12 protein-coding genes and 1 pseudogene are annotated in these 16,221 nt (G+C 49.8%); 5 read left to right on the forward strand and 8 right to left on the reverse strand.

The window, feature by feature from the left end:
• The first annotated feature begins 60 nt into the window (after window positions 1-60).
• The 3 genes from MNO13_RS12515 to MNO13_RS12525 all read left to right on the forward strand — a co-directional run bounded on the left by MNO13_RS12515 (window position 61) and on the right by MNO13_RS12525 (window position 1,241).
• Window positions 61-288, forward strand: coding sequence for a hypothetical protein (locus MNO13_RS12515; RefSeq protein ID WP_064546700.1), 228 nt, complete (start codon window positions 61-63; stop codon window positions 286-288).
• Window positions 289-486: 198 nt separating this feature from the next.
• Window positions 487-750 carry a type II toxin-antitoxin system TacA family antitoxin gene (locus MNO13_RS12520; RefSeq protein WP_237931104.1) on the forward strand — a complete coding sequence of 88 codons (264 nt, stop codon included), beginning with the start codon at window positions 487-489 and terminating at the stop codon, window positions 748-750.
• Window positions 741-1,241, forward strand: coding sequence for a GNAT family N-acetyltransferase (locus MNO13_RS12525; protein ID WP_232885866.1), 501 nt, complete (start codon window positions 741-743; stop codon window positions 1,239-1,241). Before MNO13_RS12520 ends, MNO13_RS12525 begins: the two co-directional genes overlap by 10 nt.
• A 118-nt stretch (window positions 1,242-1,359) precedes the next feature.
• Here the strand turns inward: MNO13_RS12525 and MNO13_RS12530 are convergent, their stop codons facing one another.
• The 5 genes from MNO13_RS12530 to MNO13_RS12550 form a co-directional block, all read right to left on the reverse strand.
• Window positions 1,360-1,530 carry a hypothetical protein gene (locus MNO13_RS12530; RefSeq protein ID WP_157092953.1) on the reverse strand — a complete coding sequence of 57 codons (171 nt, stop codon included), beginning with the start codon at window positions 1,528-1,530 and terminating at the stop codon, window positions 1,360-1,362.
• Window positions 1,531-1,637: 107 nt separating this feature from the next.
• Complete coding sequence (locus MNO13_RS12535; RefSeq protein ID WP_237931108.1) at window positions 1,638-2,273, reverse strand: DUF6904 family protein; 636 nt, start codon at window positions 2,271-2,273, stop codon at window positions 1,638-1,640.
• 460 nt (window positions 2,274-2,733) lie between these two features.
• The gene (locus MNO13_RS12540) at window positions 2,734-3,027 is read right to left on the reverse strand and encodes a DUF1330 domain-containing protein (RefSeq protein ID WP_064546708.1); all 294 of its coding nucleotides are present in this window, start codon (window positions 3,025-3,027) and stop codon (window positions 2,734-2,736) included.
• Between the two features lie 38 nt (window positions 3,028-3,065).
• On the reverse strand, window positions 3,066-3,389 hold the full coding sequence (locus MNO13_RS12545) for a hypothetical protein (protein ID WP_237931110.1): 324 nt from the start codon (window positions 3,387-3,389) through the stop codon (window positions 3,066-3,068).
• A gap of 135 nt (window positions 3,390-3,524) precedes the next feature.
• Complete coding sequence (locus MNO13_RS12550) at window positions 3,525-3,914, reverse strand: tautomerase family protein (protein WP_241938801.1); 390 nt, start codon at window positions 3,912-3,914, stop codon at window positions 3,525-3,527.
• A 245-nt stretch (window positions 3,915-4,159) separates the two neighbouring features.
• On the opposite strand from MNO13_RS12550, the gene MNO13_RS12555 reads away from it, so the two are divergent.
• Window positions 4,160-5,215, forward strand: a complete 1,056-nt coding sequence (locus MNO13_RS12555) for a LysR family transcriptional regulator (RefSeq protein ID WP_083963377.1) — start codon at window positions 4,160-4,162, stop codon at window positions 5,213-5,215.
• Window positions 5,216-5,444: 229 nt separating this feature from the next.
• Here MNO13_RS12555 and MNO13_RS12560 read toward each other — a convergent pair whose 3' ends face one another.
• Window positions 5,445-5,867, reverse strand: coding sequence for a ribosomal maturation YjgA family protein (locus MNO13_RS12560; RefSeq protein WP_241938802.1), 423 nt, complete (start codon window positions 5,865-5,867; stop codon window positions 5,445-5,447).
• Window positions 5,868-5,952: 85 nt separating this feature from the next.
• Window positions 5,953-6,840, reverse strand: a complete 888-nt coding sequence (locus tag MNO13_RS12565) for a LysR substrate-binding domain-containing protein (RefSeq protein WP_241938803.1) — start codon at window positions 6,838-6,840, stop codon at window positions 5,953-5,955.
• Window positions 6,841-6,948: 108 nt separating this feature from the next.
• Here MNO13_RS12565 and MNO13_RS12570 point away from each other — a divergent pair, with 108 nt between their 5' ends.
• Entirely contained in the window at window positions 6,949-7,533 is a 585-nt protein-coding gene (locus tag MNO13_RS12570; protein ID WP_064546717.1) for a nuclear transport factor 2 family protein, read from the forward strand.
• Here the strand turns inward: MNO13_RS12570 and MNO13_RS12575 are convergent.
• A pseudogene (locus tag MNO13_RS12575) lies at window positions 7,526-16,106 on the reverse strand (GH36-type glycosyl hydrolase domain-containing protein). The gene MNO13_RS12570 and the pseudogene MNO13_RS12575 sit on opposite strands and share 8 nt — an antisense overlap.
• Window positions 16,107-16,221: the final 115 nt, after the last annotated feature.

Here is a 16,221-nt window from a genome sequence, read left to right on the forward strand (position 1 = left end):
GCGGAACGTGGTTAATAGGTAACTCGCCAAGTTCAGGCGCTTTAGCCAACAGGATGCAGTATGGAAAATTACGCGAACATAAGTGGTGACTCACAGGTTGTCAGTTTCCAGATTGATGCCAACTCAATTAAAGTGCGCTTCAAAAATAATCATGTGTATCTCTACGATCTTCGCCACCCTGGACCCGAGCGCCTGGAGAAGATGAAAGAGTTGGCGCGTGCTGGTTGGGGCCTGAACACTTATATAGAAAGTGAAGTGAAATCCGATTTTTCATCAAAAGTATTTTAACTCTCAAAAGTGTGGAAAAGCTGCCTGCCTTAGGTGGGCAGCTAAATTTGGATTTTATCTTTCAAAAATAAGTAATTATCTTGATTCATGCGAGCTCAGATGAAGCACTGGTATTCTGCCAACTTACATGTATAGCAATTGCTATACATTGCTCTTGTGTTATGCTGATAAAGTAATCACCACACATGGAGTTTTTATATGAAATCAGATGTTCAACTCAACCTTAGAGCTAAGGAATCCCAGCGGGCGCTCATTGATGCAGCCGCCGAGATCCTCCATAAATCGCGAACAGACTTTATATTGGAAATGGCCTGTCAGGCGGCAGAGAATGTGATACTTGATCGACGTGTATTCAATTTTAATGACGAACAATACGCTGAGTTCATAGATATGCTTGATGCTCCGCTTTCAGATGACCCAGCCGTTAAGAAATTACTCGCAAGGAAGCCTCAGTGGGACTAGTAACAGCTCCTGAGCCTCTGACAAGTTCTCATCAGCTAGCGGAATTCGTGAGTGGAGAGTCAGTTCTTGATGATTGGTTAAAGCAAAGAGGGTTAAAAAACCACGCTTACGGAGCTGCAAGGACGTTTGTCATTTGTAAGAAGGAATCGAAACAAGTAGCGGGCTTTTACTCACTGGCAACTGGAAGTGTCAACCATACCGAAGCTACGGGTGGTCTTCGTCGTAATATGCCGGACCCAATACCCGTTATTATACTTGCGCGTCTGGCAGTGGACCTTTCTTTCCGGGGAAAAGGTCTGGGAGCCGATCTGCTTCACGATGCAGTACTGCGATGCTACAGGGTGGCCGATAATATCGGTGTCCGGGCCATTATGGTCCATGCACTTACTGAAGAAGCCAAACAATTCTATATTCATCATGGTTTTAAACCATTGCAAACGCAGGAGCGAACATTATTTTTTAAACTTCCGAAAGATGTGGAGGGGACTTAACCCTATGATTTTATGCGAACCATCTTGGTTCATGAAGTAAAGGACCTTTGCAGGCAATTTAACATAATATACATTATGCGCACCAAGGTAGAGATAGACGGGAATTACAGCTTTTTGGTCATGGTTGCTCACATGCTGACGCGCCTCCGGCTTGCCCAACCCGACAACCACCGGAAAAAATTCCGGTATTTCGTCGCGTTCCTGAATGGCTTATCATCACTTCCGCAGTCTGTGCGCGATTATGCTGAGTGGATGGCCATGTTGCTGCGGCACCGGCTAAAAATGACATGCTTGAAGCCCTGAAGAAGCTTCAGTCGCGTTCTGAGCAAATCTTTGGCAAAAAGCCTGGCTGATTCAACCGTTATTAATGAGTGCGACGACAACTTAATACCGTGCTTACCAGTGAATCGTATCTGGCCAGACCCACTCCGTATTATTCATGGTATTCAGCATTTTTGTATCCGGCTTTTCACGGGCATATTGACTCCATAGTGAATCAAAGGAGCAAAGGATCTTATCCAGTTTTTCTTTTCTCTTTGCAGGTGGCTGACTGAGGAAATAACAACACCGGCTGTCAATGTTGTCCTCAAGCCATTCAAAGTCAGAGTCAGCTGCGCTGCTGGCCAGTTTTATCATCACTTCTGCCCGGTTACCCGGCAGAAACTCCTGTAAAGCAGACTCCAGAAGATGCTCGAATGCATACATAATGGATAACTGTTTTTTATCTGTCTGGATGTAACTCATTGAACGTCTGAGGATTGCAGACTGAAGCAAGACCAGTGGCCATAACAGTTCCACGCCATAAAGCTGATAGGAATCCCCTTCTTCATACTGATACTGCTCAGTACGGCGACAACCTTCCCGGGCTTTGCGGATGTCATAGGCCAGGGCCAGCATAAAGCCATCTTTAATCTTTATCAGAGGACTTTCGTCCACAACGAAATGGATAAACTGGTGTAATTCATCCAGTGCTGCCGTATCTCCCCATAAAATAATACCGGCATTATTGGGTGTTAATTCAAATCGAAACATAACGTCCATCTTCTCATTATTTCAGTATGAAAAAAGACTATCAGTAATGATTTCATTCAGCATCCAGTATTAAACAAAACACAGTGATTAATTGAAAAGAAACAGGATTAATGGTCATTTCAATTGAGCCAGATAACGGTCTGTTTAATTGAGGTTTGACAAAGGTAGGCTAAGGAAGAATCCAGTGTTTAATCAACCTGATTGCCCTGGTTGCTGATAGCCTCTGAAAGTTCTTTCTCCAGCGCTGATACCATCACGTTCTGCCTTCCTCCATAATCTCTGGCCGTTCTGCCAAAAAATCTGCATCTGCTTTAGTAAGGTAAGTTCAACCACCGTGCCACCACGGTGGTTGAACAACCTTACTCAACGTTAATCGCAATCGATGATTCCGAGTTGTTTGGCCATAAACAGTTCGTTCCGCTCGACAACTTTCTCGATTAACTCATCAAGCTGAAGTTATTTACTCAACCGCGTGTACAATGCGCAAGTCGCGTTCGACCGCATTGCCTAGAACTGCCAGAGCTTTTTGATATGCAGCAGCTTCATATGCAGCCACCGCTTGTGCGAAATTGGGGAATTCGATCACAACCGTTCGCTCTTTCATTCCCTGTTCCCGCACCTCTTCTGCGATCCCTCTTATGATAAACCGCCCTCCTGATGCCTCAATTGCCTTGGTGGCAAGTACCGAATAAGCGGCAAGCACAGTTTGATCCTTAATAGAGCGGTACGAAGTAACCCAATAGGCTTTGCTCATCCTGGTCTCTCCTAATGTATTTTCTGATACCGTCAAATCTATAACTTTTGATCGTCAGAAGTAGTGCATCCAAGAATATTGTCAACGATTACCGGGCTTTCCCAATAGGTAATGGAAGGCGTTGTATTGTACGTTTCCTTAATAAATTCGTGCCAACTGTCCGTATACCAGGCCTCCGCTGCAGCCTTCGTCGTCCAAAGGTATACACCACCGGAGGAGATGCCGTCCTCCGATAAGATGTAGTACTTGCGCACAAGACCTTCGATCGTCTTATATCGAGGCGCTGTTGAAAGAAATATCTTTTTCCCTTCTTCTCTCGTAATCGCCTTATTAAGTTTCATTGTCACAATAACGGTAATCATATATATCCCCTTAGAATGAATGTTAGGCCTGATTTTCGAAAAACCACGGCTTTTTTTACACGAATACACACGAGGCAAAACTATCTATTAATGGCAAAACGTGATGTTGAACCAGATGGATATAAACGAAAAAATTTACAGTTCGCCGGTCAAAAACTGTGCCACTCCATGACCAAAACTCCAGTCCGCATCGGAGTTGATAGTGATCGATACCATGACGTCACTTGGAGCAATTCCGCAGTGTTCCTGAAGCTCACAGCAAAGTTCGTGATAGAAGGTCTTCTTGGATTGTTCCGTTCTTGGTCGAGAAACGACCGAGACAATGACAATATTTCTGGTCCGGACAATGCCCAGACCAGTGTCCTCGGCAATGAGATGTGAAGCCTTGTGTTCGTTGACCACCTGATAGCGGTCACGTTCAGGCACATCGAATGCCTTCAGCATTGCTCGGTGGGCAGCATCCAACATTATCTTGATTTCTTTCTCACTTCGTCCTTCGACGATGTCAAATTTGATGAGAGGCATATTGTTCTCCTGTTTATGGTTGGATTAGGCCAACGTTGCATAATGCTCTTTTGGCACGTACAGAAACGAACCCAGTCATGGACTGTCTCCTGATAAATAAAGCTGTGACGGTCAGTGTTTGCACAGTGTAGATTGCGCCCATACGCGTGGGTAGCTATCCTAACGCAAACACATTGTTCAAAATTTTGTCGTACGGATAACTACAACTTGAAAAATCCGGCGCGACTTCATTGAAGGATGGAGCTATGAAACGGGACGAAGTGGACGGATTCTGGAGACACTTGCATTGGCTGGCCGTACTGCAAGAACAAGGTAGTTTCAGCAAAGCAGCGTTCAACCTCGGTGTTAGCAAGGCATCGATGAGCCAGCATATTGCTGACCTCGAAAGAGCTGCGGGTATCTCACTGGTGCAAAGGACGACCCGGAGCGCAACGCTCACTGAGGCGGGTAAACAACTGGTCATGTCGACACAAGGTGCCTTCGAGCAGATAGCTATGGGTTTTGCGAGCGTTCGAGACTTGGCTGGGGTACCAAGGGGAAAATTGCGCGTCACCGCACCTGTCGCGTTTGCACGGCAGCAACTATTGCCACACTTGCCCAAATTCCTGCGTAGCTATCCCGAGATCCAACTGGAGCTAGACATGTCCGATCGGATTCGGCCCCTGGCGCAGGAAGGATACGACATCGCGGTTCGCCACACCGACTCCCCTCCTGAGACCCATGTAGCATGGACGCTTGCGCCCACTCGCACGGTATTGGCCGCAAGCCCGTCATACCTTCAAGAACGCGGCATGCCCGAGACGCCGGAAGCGTTATCGTTGCATGCATGCTTACACTATCCACGTACCCAGGGGAGCACAACCTGGATATTTGTTCCTGCAGCTAACAACGCGCAGAGCAATGACGCTGTGTATCCCAACCAGGTGACCGTGCCGATAGCGGGGCCAATAGCCGTCAACAACAGCGAAGCACTACGCAATATGGCAATTGAAGGCATGGGGATAGTGCTTTTACCCGACTTCAGCGCGCAGTCAGCACTGGACTCTGGCAGCCTGGTTGAAGTCCTACCGCAATGGAGACCGACAGAAGTATTCGGTGAATGGCTCTATATCATTCGCCCGTATTCCGCACATACATCGCGGGTGTCACAAGTGTTCATCGAGTTCCTCCGCAGCGCATTTTCCGCTGGTTTTTCATCCCGTTCGTTCAAATTGATTGAATCGTCCCAGCTTCCGGTGATGGCCCTTCCCGACTCAGCCTCAGAACTGACGGGAAAAAGGCCCAACGTCACCGTGAAATAGCATATGGCGCCCGCCGAACCGGGAAATATATAGTTTCTCGATTGATATCACGTTGATCGAAAAAAACAGTTCTGAACTTTCTGATTAATGAATCTGGCTTATTAAAACAGGTCAGATATTTCTTTCACCTAATGCCTGTATCCTGCAGAAAATCAACTTAACACCCTTTTCTCTCTATTCAGCAATAGCAGCATCTAATTGTGGATATTTAATTTGAGGAGTGACTGTTCTATAATTTTTGAGACTCATGCCTGGACTTATGCATCTTTTCTTTTAAATAACTTATGTGGCCGCGAGTATTCCATCCCAAACAAATCAAGGCACCCATTGCATAGGCCACTAAATCCCACCAATCCGGTGTGGAGCCAAACACGACTCTTAGCAAATGGCTCTCGAATTGATAGTCGGCCTTAACGGCCAGTAATTGACAAAGCTCAACTCCAGCGCCAGCCAGGAATGAAATACAGGTGAGTAAAAATGGCTTCGCTTTGACTATTGCAGCCAGCGAGTAGTAAATCCACATCGTAGCCAGAACGTCTCCTCCAAGGCTTCGTATCAATCCCCACTTTGACCCCAAAGTTGCCAGGATAGCCAACATCACGAACAGTATGATGGAGCATACAAAATTGAAGCGTTCAAACCGTAAACTCATAACAAATATCACCTGAAAGAAGTTCAATGAAAAAAGGTATCTCTTTAAGAAACAATCCAATTTTTAAAAATACCAACATGAAAACTTAAGCCAGCGCCGTTATCCGCGTGTGATTAAGATAAGCAAGCACAGCGGCACTCGGTTCGTGTTTACGGCTCACCATCATCAGGTTCGCTGATAGATCCGGCGCGTCAAGAAGCCGATAAACTACACCAGGGATCGCCACCTGCGCTAGCGGTGCAGGAACCAAAGCGATACCCAGCCCGGCTCCGGCCATGGCGAGGACGCTAAGTGAACTGGAGATTCGCCAGGAAATATTTAGCGAATCGCCAAGCAGCCTTTGTAATTGCCTATCCAGATGTGAATCCACATCGTTTATTGAATACATAATCAAGGGCTCATGGGCCAGCATGTCTATGGTCAGGCTCTCTTTAGCGGCGAGTTTATGGTCGCTGGACATCACAACCACCCTTCCCCATTGACCCACCGATTGATAGACAAAAGCAGAGTCATGATCCGGATAGTAATCAGGCATATAACCCACATCCAGCGTTCCGTTGTGGATGGCCTCACGCTGAAGCTGTGGTGCCAGTTCCTGGCAAATTAATTCAGCATCCGGATAAGCCTTGTGAAAAGATCGTACATCCTGCATCAGTCTGCCACTGAAGACGGCATTACCGGCAAAGCCGATTCGCACCCGGCCTGTTTCACCACGAATAGAACGCTCAACGGCAAGGCGCGTATGTTCCATTTGCTCCAGAGTCCGTGCGGCTTCAGCTTGCAAAAGCTTCCCGGCTTCGGTCAGTTCGACCCGACGGCTGGTGCGAATGAATAATGGGCCGCCCAGCTCAGTTTCCAGGGATTTTATCTGCATGCTCAGTGCAGGTTGAACAATATTGAGCCGTTCCGCCGCCCGGCCAAAATGCCGTTCTTCGGCGACGGCTAAAAAATACTTCAGGTGACGTAGATCCATAATGGCTCCATCAATCATTTAAAATGATTAATCAGTAAAATCTATATATTTGAGATTGTCGTATTTTGCATCCAGACTAAATCCAGTCAACTAACAGGAACTAAATACATGCAAAATCCACTACAAGACCGCCAACAACTTAATGACCTGATGAATGGCTGGATGCACCGCGATCTGGGCGAATGGGATCAGCTTCGCGAACTGTTCCACCCTGACGGCACCATTGAAATAACGTGGTTTGAAGGGCTGGGAAGTGATTTTGTTAATGGCTCAATGCGGATGGGCGCTTCCGACTTGCGCACCAAACACCTTATCGGTTCACCTGCGGTAACCTTCAATGATGCCGGGGATAAAGCAATTCTGGAAACCAATGCAATCATCGTTGCCGAGAACGTGAAACTGAACATTGGCTGTGAGTGTCACAACCGTTTTTACGATCTGGCAGAAAAAAGGGATGGCGTATGGAAACTATTCCACCGCCAGAGTATTTACGATATCGGCACATTCACTTTCCCACTTGGCCCAGTCGCGATAGACCAGGCTGTGGTTGTGAAGTATCCACGTGAATATGCCGCGCTGGCCTATTTACTCGAGCTGAGCGGCTTCCCTCTCGGGCGCGTATTCGCCACTCGCGGCAGCGAACTAGAGTTGAAAATGAAAGCCGACGCTAAGCGCTGGTTATCCGCTAGTTAAGAACGGTACCCAGACTTATCTCCACCACATGCCGTTGACCATCATCCTTCAACGGTATGGTTTTTCCTGGCAACGATATGCCATCTAGCATGAGCTGATATTCGCCCACACTGTGCAACGCATTGATCTGGTAATCACTTGAGCCATGTCTATAAACAAGGCTCACTGAAGGCCAGTCACGCGGCAGTAACGGGTGAACGGTTATTGAGTCGCCATGCCGTTCGATCCCCAGCAACGTTTCGATTATCAACTGATACGCCCATCCTGCCGAACCGGTATACCAGCTCCAGCCACCGCGCCCGCTGTGCGGTGCAACACTATAAATATCCGCCGTCATCACATACGGTTCGACTTTATAACGTTCAATGGCATCGGTAGTAAGTCCGTGATTAATCGGGTTAATCAGCGACCATAACTGCCAGGCCCGTTCGATATTGCCGCTGCGAGCAAATGCCATCACTGCCCAGATGGCTCCATGTGTATATTGCCCACCGTTTTCACGCACGCCCGGCAGGTAACCCTGAATGTAGCCGGGGTTTGGCCCGTTGCCATTAAATGGCGGCGTAAGCAGTTTTATCAGCCCAGCCTCGTTATCAACCAGGCGAGAGTCCAGCGCCTGCATTGCTTGTACACAGCGTTCCTCGCTCCCCGCACCGGACAACACCGCCCAACTCTGGGCAATGGCGTCTATCTGGCACTCTTCTGCGTTCTGCGAACCAAGGGCTTCTCCACTATCAAAATAGCCCCGGCGATACCACGCCCCGTCCCAGGCTGTCGCCTCAATATTGGCTTGCAGTTTTGCGGCTTCTGTACGGCAAAGCACGGCAATTTCGTCATCGTGGATTTGTTCCGCCAGCTGCGCAAATTGCTGCAAGACATCATAGAGGAAGAACCCAAGCCAGACGCTCTCGCCCTTGCCTTCCAGCCCGACGAGGTTCATGCCATCGTTCCAGTCCCCCGCGCCCATCAACGGCAAACCATGTTGACCAAACCGCAGGCCGTGGCGAATGGCTTTTATCGCATGTTGCCAAAGTGTCTCTTCAACTGCGCTGATAACCGGTTGTTCATAGGCTGACTCCTCTCCTGGCTGTAATTCACGGCCTTCAAGATACGCCACGCGGTGTTCTAGCAAATCGAGGTCGCCGGTGGTTTCTACGTAGCGGCAAATAGATAGCGGCAACCAAAGATAATCGTCTGAACAACGGGTGCGAACGCCATTCCCTAATGGGGGATGCCACCAGTGTTGAACGTCGCCTTCAACGAACTGGCGTGATGCGCACAGCAGAATTTGCTCGCGCAAACGTTCCGGTGCGGTATGACTCAGAGCCAGCGTGTCTTGTAGCTGATCACGGAAGCCGAAAGCACCACCAGACTGATAGTAACCACTGCGAGCCATCAGGCGGCAAGCGATGGTCTGGTAAAGCAGCCAGCCATTGGCCAGTAAGTTAACCGCAGGATCGGGGGTTGCTACGACAATTTGATCGAGCATGCGATGCCAGTAACGGTGAACATTCGCCAGTTCGCTACGTGCGGCATCTTCACTTAGATACTGGTTAATCATCAGTTCCGCGTCTTGCGGGTTCTGCCCGATACCCAGCACAAAAATAAATGTCCGCTGATCGCCATCAATCAACGTGGTAGCAGACTGAACTGCACCACACGGGTCCAGCCCCGCGCCCGTTTTATCAGACAACGTGCGCTGTTTCATAGCCGCTGGGTCACGCTGTGAACCATTGCGCCCAAGGAATTCCCGACGGTCACCTGACACTGAGCAATGCACTCCCGTCACCGCGAAAAATGCCGTTCTTTCCGAACCGTTGCTGTTATAGAAGTTATTTGCCAGCACACCGCAGCCGCGCCCGGTTGTCGATGTACGAGTGACAACATGCATGGCCGATTTGCTGCGCGACTCGCCCAGCGTCCATTCAACATAACCGGTAACCGAGATTTTTCGTGTCCGCCCTGAGGTATTACTCAGCGTCAGAATAGCGATTTTTACCGGCGCATGTTCTGCCACCAGTATTGTCAACTCAGTGTCGATACCTGTTTCACGGTGGGCGAAAACGCTGTAGCCAAAGCCGTGGCGTGAAAGATAATGCCCGTTGCCGCGCACCGGCAGCGTGGTTGGTGACCAGACCTCGCCACTTTCTTCATCCCGCAAATAATACGCTTCGCCAGAACGATCGCTGATCGGGTCGTTTTCCCAGGGCGTGAGTCGGTACTCATGTGCATTTTCATACCAGGTGTAGGCCTGTCCAGCTTCAGAAATGACAGTGCCAAAACTAGTATTGGCCAGAACGTTAGCCCACGGCGCAGGTGTCTGGTCATTTTCATCCAGCGTCATCTGGTATTCACGGCCATCTTGCGAGAACCCACCGCGGCCATTGAAAAAGACCAATGCGCTGGTATCAGGCTGCCAGGGATCGTGCTGATTAACCGGCATCACCGTGCGGGGAGTAAAGCTCGGCTGTGCGGGAATAGTTGCCAGAAGCCGCTGATTTAGCTGTTCTTTAAGGCCTCCAGCACGATCATCCAGTACGATTTGCGCCACACTCAGCAGCAACAGGCGGTCCTCTGCTGACATATGTTCGCCATTGCGCACAAAAATGCCACCGGGTTTGTCCATCTGGTTGGCTTCAGAACCCGCCATTAGTAGTTCGATAATTTGGTTTTGCAACTCCTGCTGATAACCGCCAGGGCTATCGTTAAGGATAACCAGATCCACTGCCAGCCCTTTTAAACGCCAGTAATGGTGTGCCTGAATCATTGTGGTGATGAGCAAAATACTTTCATCGCTGGTGACGTTAAGAATCACAATCGGCAGGTCGCCTGAAATAGACCAACCCCAAAGACCTGATTGCCCACGACGGTTACGGCAAAGAGTTTTGGCATCAGCACGCAGTTCGGGGCCAGGGAAAAGCACCGCGCTGGCCAAGCGGTTAAAGAGTGTTGCGTCGTCTTCGTTGGCATTAATCTGGCGCAACACAATTTGGCTATGTGACCACGCCAGTTCAAATACACGGTCGGCAATCGGATGGTCATGATATTTCTCGACCAGTGCCTGACTGTGCTGACGGCTGTCCGTTACGCCATAAATAATGTCGACTGTGACGGGCAAGCCAGGTTGTAAAACTATCGACTGACGAATGGCAAGTATCGGGTCCAGCACTGGCCCGACGCTATTACTTAGCGCACCGCTTTGTTGGGTTGCCAGAGCATTGACCGGGGTTCTGCCCCGCCCGAGAAATTTGGCTCTGTCTGTTTCAAATGAGGTTTCGCTTTGCGCTTGCCCGTGCACCACCATCGTGTGAAACATCCACGGGCAACGCTCATCTGGTGAACGAGGACGACGGTGGCACAGAATGGCGTGCTGATCGGCAAGTAGCTCGGTCTGAATAAACAAATTACTGAAGGCTGGATGGGCCAGATCGCTCTCTTTAGGAGCCAGCACGACTTCCGCGTAAGTGGTTAACTCAATGGTGCGTGGTTGCCGCCCACGATGCAGCAGCATGACGCGGCGCAGCTCAATATCATCTTCGGGCGAGACAACAATCTGCGTTTTAACATTGATCGTACCCGCGACCAGTTTGAACTCCGCGCCGGCGTCGGTAAATGTCGCATCGTACTGGCTGACCGGTTCACCAAGCGGTTGCCAGGTATTACTCCACACCTCATTAGTTACACTGTCACTAATATAGCAAAAAGTACCCCAGTTATCGCAAGTGGCATCGCTGCGCCAGCGGGTCAACGCAATGTCTTTCCAGCGGCTGTAACCGCTTCCTGACTGGCTGATCATCAGATGGTAATCGGAATTCGACAGCAACTGAACTTCGGGTATCAGGCTATCAACGTCGGTAAACTCGCGCACTTCGTATTGTACAGGTTGCAAAACCCCTTCGTGAGATTCGAAATGGCGACGCGGACTATACAACTCAACGGCATCAGGCACCCGTTCCTGCAATAACAAACGAGCCGACTGAAATGATGGGCTGGTCATAAATCGGTCTACCATTGGCGCACCTAACAGCACATGGGAAAGAGCCTGGAATGCCATTCCCTGATGGTGTGCCATCCACGAACGAACCACCGCATACATCTGGCCGTTGGCGAGGCGTGAAGGCGTGTAGTCCAGCGCTTCGTAGAAGCCATATTCCCCACGAGCACCATTTTTTTCTAGTTTCAGCAAGTTTTCGCAAGCTTTATGCGGGAGAGACCGTCAGTGCCATCATGGTGGCATAAGGTGCGATGACCATGTCATCCGCAAGTCCCCTTCGCAAGCCAAGACCCGGCACGCCAAAGGCGTGATATTGGTAATTTTGCAGCGCATCAAAGGAGTAGTAACCTGACTCTGAAATTCCCCACGGCACGCCCCGCTCTTTGCCCCAGTCAATCTGGCGTTTCACCGCTGACTGGCTCATCTCCTCCAGCAAGCTGCCAGGGAAAGTTGGCATCACCAGGTTCGGCATTAAGTACTCAAACATTGAGCCACTCCACGACATCAACGCAGTTTCGTTATCAATGGTGGTGAAGAGTCGCCCCAACGCAAACCAGCTTTTTAACGGCAACTGATTAGTGGCTATCGCCAGAAAACTGGTAAGACGAATTTCCGAAGGCAGCAAGTCGTAATGACTGTTATCGAGCTTATTGTTATCGCAGTTATAACCGACGCTGAGCAGGCTGGTGACTTCGTTATACAGGAAGACAAAATCCATTCGTGCGTGTTCTGTCAGGCGCTGTTCCAGCTCGGTAATAATATCCAGCCGTGTGCGGGCCAGGCGGATCACCGATTCTGAAGGTGTGCCTTCGCCGGTATGTTTTGCCTGTGCAAGCCAGGAAAGTGATGGTAACGATTTACTCTCCCAATGGGCGGGTAGCCACCCGAGAAAATTCGTCCATTCGTGACAGATCAGCACCAACTGGTGTTGAAGATGCTCTACCCAGCGGCGGATACGCCCATCCTCATGACTACAAAGTGCGTGCAGACGATGACTTTGCGCACGCATGTTTTTCAGCTCTGGAAACAGTAACGATGGAGAGAGTGTGGCAGCAGTTTTGCAGTGATTGCGCAACTGCCGCAAAGAGGTCGGCGCATGCTGCCCCCAGGTTTTCTCGAGGATTTGTAATGTGTCATCAAGGCCCATCAGCAATTGTGTGCAATTGAGTACGGGTTGGTTACGCAGCCCCGTTAACCCCGCACTTAGAGTGAGCAAATGCCCTGCCATATTGCCGCTGTCGACACTTGAGATATAACGCGGATTCAGCGGCACCAGGGTGCGGGTGTCGTACCAGTTGTATAAATGGCCGCGGTAATGCTCCATTTTATCCAGGGTGTCGAGCGTCAGCGTGATGCGTTGCAGCATTTCCCCCTGGGGAATATAACCAAAATCCCACGCCGTTAAGTTGGCCATTAGCGACAGGCCAATGTTGGTCGGCGAAGTGCGGTGCGCAATAACCGGATGTGGAATTTCCTGGTAGTTATCCGGCGGTAACCAGTTTTCTTTCTCTGTGGCAAAGGTTTCAAAAAAGGCCCAAATTTCGCGACTGCTTTGGCGCAACAGGCGTTTATTTTCAGCATTAAATGTAATGGTATGGCTTACAGTCTCGCGGCTCAGCCAGCTTAATAACAAAGGAGCCAGACACCACACCACACCGATAGGCACAGCAAAAAACAGCAGCATAGGTGAAAGGAAGGCCGCGAGCAGGATGAGTGCAATACCTGAAACGACATTGAGCCACATTGCCCGATAAAAACGCAGCGGCGAGGCTTTGGCGCGTTCAGTGCTTTGGTCAAAACTAGCCCACTGATTGAGGTTGTGGTGGCTAATACCCAGCCGCCATAACGTCACTGCAATTGCATGAAGCGAATATCCGGCCTCATGAGGAAGCGTGATAAATCCCAGGCCAATGCGCAACAGGCGTTTAAGCCCGCCGGAAGAAACCAGAATCAGATGCTGGACGAATGGCCGCCGTGCTGGCTTACTCAGAATATCCTGCGCTAAAACCAGCACGGTAGGAAGTAGCAGCACAACGGCTAGCACGCCGAGCCAGTAAAAAGGATTGGGGACCAGTAAAATGGCGCAAAACACCAGCATCAGAAATGATGGTGCCACGAGGCTGCGGCGCAAATTATCCAGCAGTTTCCAGCGTGAAAGCGTGCTTAGTGGGTTTTTGTCATGTGTTCCATCTGCTTTTCTGGGCCTGAATTTAAGCCAATTCAATAGTTGCCAGTCGCCGCGTATCCAGCGGGTACGTCTTGCCACATCAGTGAGGTAGTTATTGGGGTACTGCTCATATAGCAAGACTTCACTGAGCAAACCTGAACGGGCATAGCACCCTTCCAGCAAATCATGGCTCAACACCAGGTTTTCCGGGCACGTATTGTGCGTCGCCTGGGCAAAAGTATCCACATCGTAAATACCTTTACCAACGAACGAGCCTTCGCCGAACAGATCCTGATAAATATCCGATGACATCATTGAGTAAGGATCGTTACCCGGCACGTTGCTGCACATCGCGGCATAGCGCCCCTGCCCGTTTCGTGGGATCTCTTCAGCAAGGCCGGGCTGCAAAATAGCGTACCCTTTAACGACACGCTGTTTTACCGGATCGTAGATCGGGTGATTGAGCGGATGCGCCATAGTGGCAACCAGTTTATGCGCAGTGTCACGTGGCAGAACGGTGTCGCTATCCAGCGTGATGACATATTTAACCCCCGTTGGTGGGCTAATCACATTACTGTGTACTTCGGAAAATTGGTCGGTCGGTTCGCGCAGCCAGCTATTCAGCATCGATAACTTGCCGCGTTTACGCTCATACCCCATCCACACGTTTTGTTGTTCATTCCACTGCGCTGAACGATGCAGCAAAAAGAAAAGTGGTTGGGCAACAGAAGCATAGCGTCGATTCAAATTCTGCATTTGCGCTTCAGCCCAGTGCAGCAGATCGCCGCTTTCTGGTGAGTTCTGGTCCGGGGAATCAGCAAAATCGGTTAGCAATGCGAAGTACAGGTTTGGCGAGTTGTTACCCAGATAGCAAACCTCCAGGCTGTTAAGCAGCTTGTCTATCCCGGCGCGGCTGGTGAGTAAGCAAGGGATAACCACCATCGTGCAATACTCCGCCGGGATGCCGGTTGAGAAATCCATGCGTGGCAGAGGCAGTGGCGACCGGAAGCGAGTCGTCGCCTCACTCAGCAAATTGAGAGCCAACTGACTAATCAGCACCACCAGCGGCAGCGCAAGAAGCGCCAGCGGCCAGTTCATCCCTTGTTGATGGGTGCGGGATAAAATGTCAGCAGTGAACGCTGTGGTCAACAGGCTCAGGCTTCCAAGCCATGAAAGCAGAGGAATTTGGTTAAAGCTATGACGCAGCCGGACGACCCACGATGTATTTGCCCCAAGCTTTTGTTCTAGTTGCGAGCGCCCTTCACCAATTAAGTAATAACCCACATGATGAACAGGCGTTGCCTGAGCCATTTCTAAAATATAACGGGCGACTTCCGGTTCACTGTGATGGCTGTGACGGGCGAGGATCTCAACAATATGGCGATAATGGTCGCGGGTATCGAAGTGCATTGCCGGATAAATCCCGGAAGGGTCCTGGCGCAATGTCTGTTCGACCAGACTCATTGCTTCGGCAAAGTCAGCCCAGTTGGTTTCACTTAACAGACGCAACCCGGCAATACTGTTGCTCACTGAAAGTTGGCTTGCAGCAAGTTGCTGGTTAAAGCGATGAATCAGGTAATCCGTGGTGACGCCGGTTTCAGCAAGGCGCTGTTCAACCCAGGTCAGCGGCAAAGAGAGCATGTTCCCTCGCCCCTGCAAGCGGCGAACCAGTTCCGCTACAAAAGCGCTGCTTAATGGCGGACGTGAACGTGCCATATCCGCAATCACCATAATCAAATCCGCTGGCGTGTTTTCAGCACATTCAAAAATTCGTGTGACCCACACATCAGCCAGATTTCGCTCTTTTTGCGCCTCAGCCACTTCAATACTAACGCGTCGTAGATTCTCAATCAGCGCCAGACGCAACATACCCGGCAATGCCCAAAGTTCACCAAGAGTTAACGGAGTCACTTGCTGATAGGCCGCGATATAACTGGTTAGGCTTGCGGCATCCCATCGTCCATCGGCATGAGCGATAGCTTCAGAGGCAATATCATAAATACGCGGGCAATGATTAGGAGCAGCTAACGGTGGCAACCCTTTACCAAAATTCTTTGGTAAATGATGACGAACCACGCGGATCTGTTCTTCGATGAGATAGTAATTATCCAGCAGCCATTCACCGGCCGGAGTAATACCCGATTTTTCCCCTGCATTGAGCAGATAGCAATTACGGGTGATGATGGCTTCATTATCTTCCAGACGCTTGAGTAAATAGTAAGGCAGCTTAGTGGTCGATAATTTATGGGAACGAGCCAGTTTCTGGCCGTAGCGCTCCATTTGGGCGGCAGAAAACAGCTCAGCTTTGATAGGGCTTTCGTTCGCGGGTTCAGAACCCAACCAATCAGGGATTTCTGTAGGTAATTCCCGTGACTTACGCGCAGAAAACCACTGTTTTAGACTTAATTTCATGAATTTGCTCATCAGGCGATGTGAACGCACAGGAGCAGTTGTTCAATCAGATCAGAAACGTTCTCTCAGGATGGGGTGTCAGGCATCAGGGATTTAACAGCTGCAAGGATCTTCT

Origin of the sequence: Buttiauxella ferragutiae (assembly GCF_022637515.1) — a bacterium.
GTDB classification, from domain to species: domain Bacteria; phylum Pseudomonadota; class Gammaproteobacteria; order Enterobacterales; family Enterobacteriaceae; genus Buttiauxella; species Buttiauxella ferragutiae.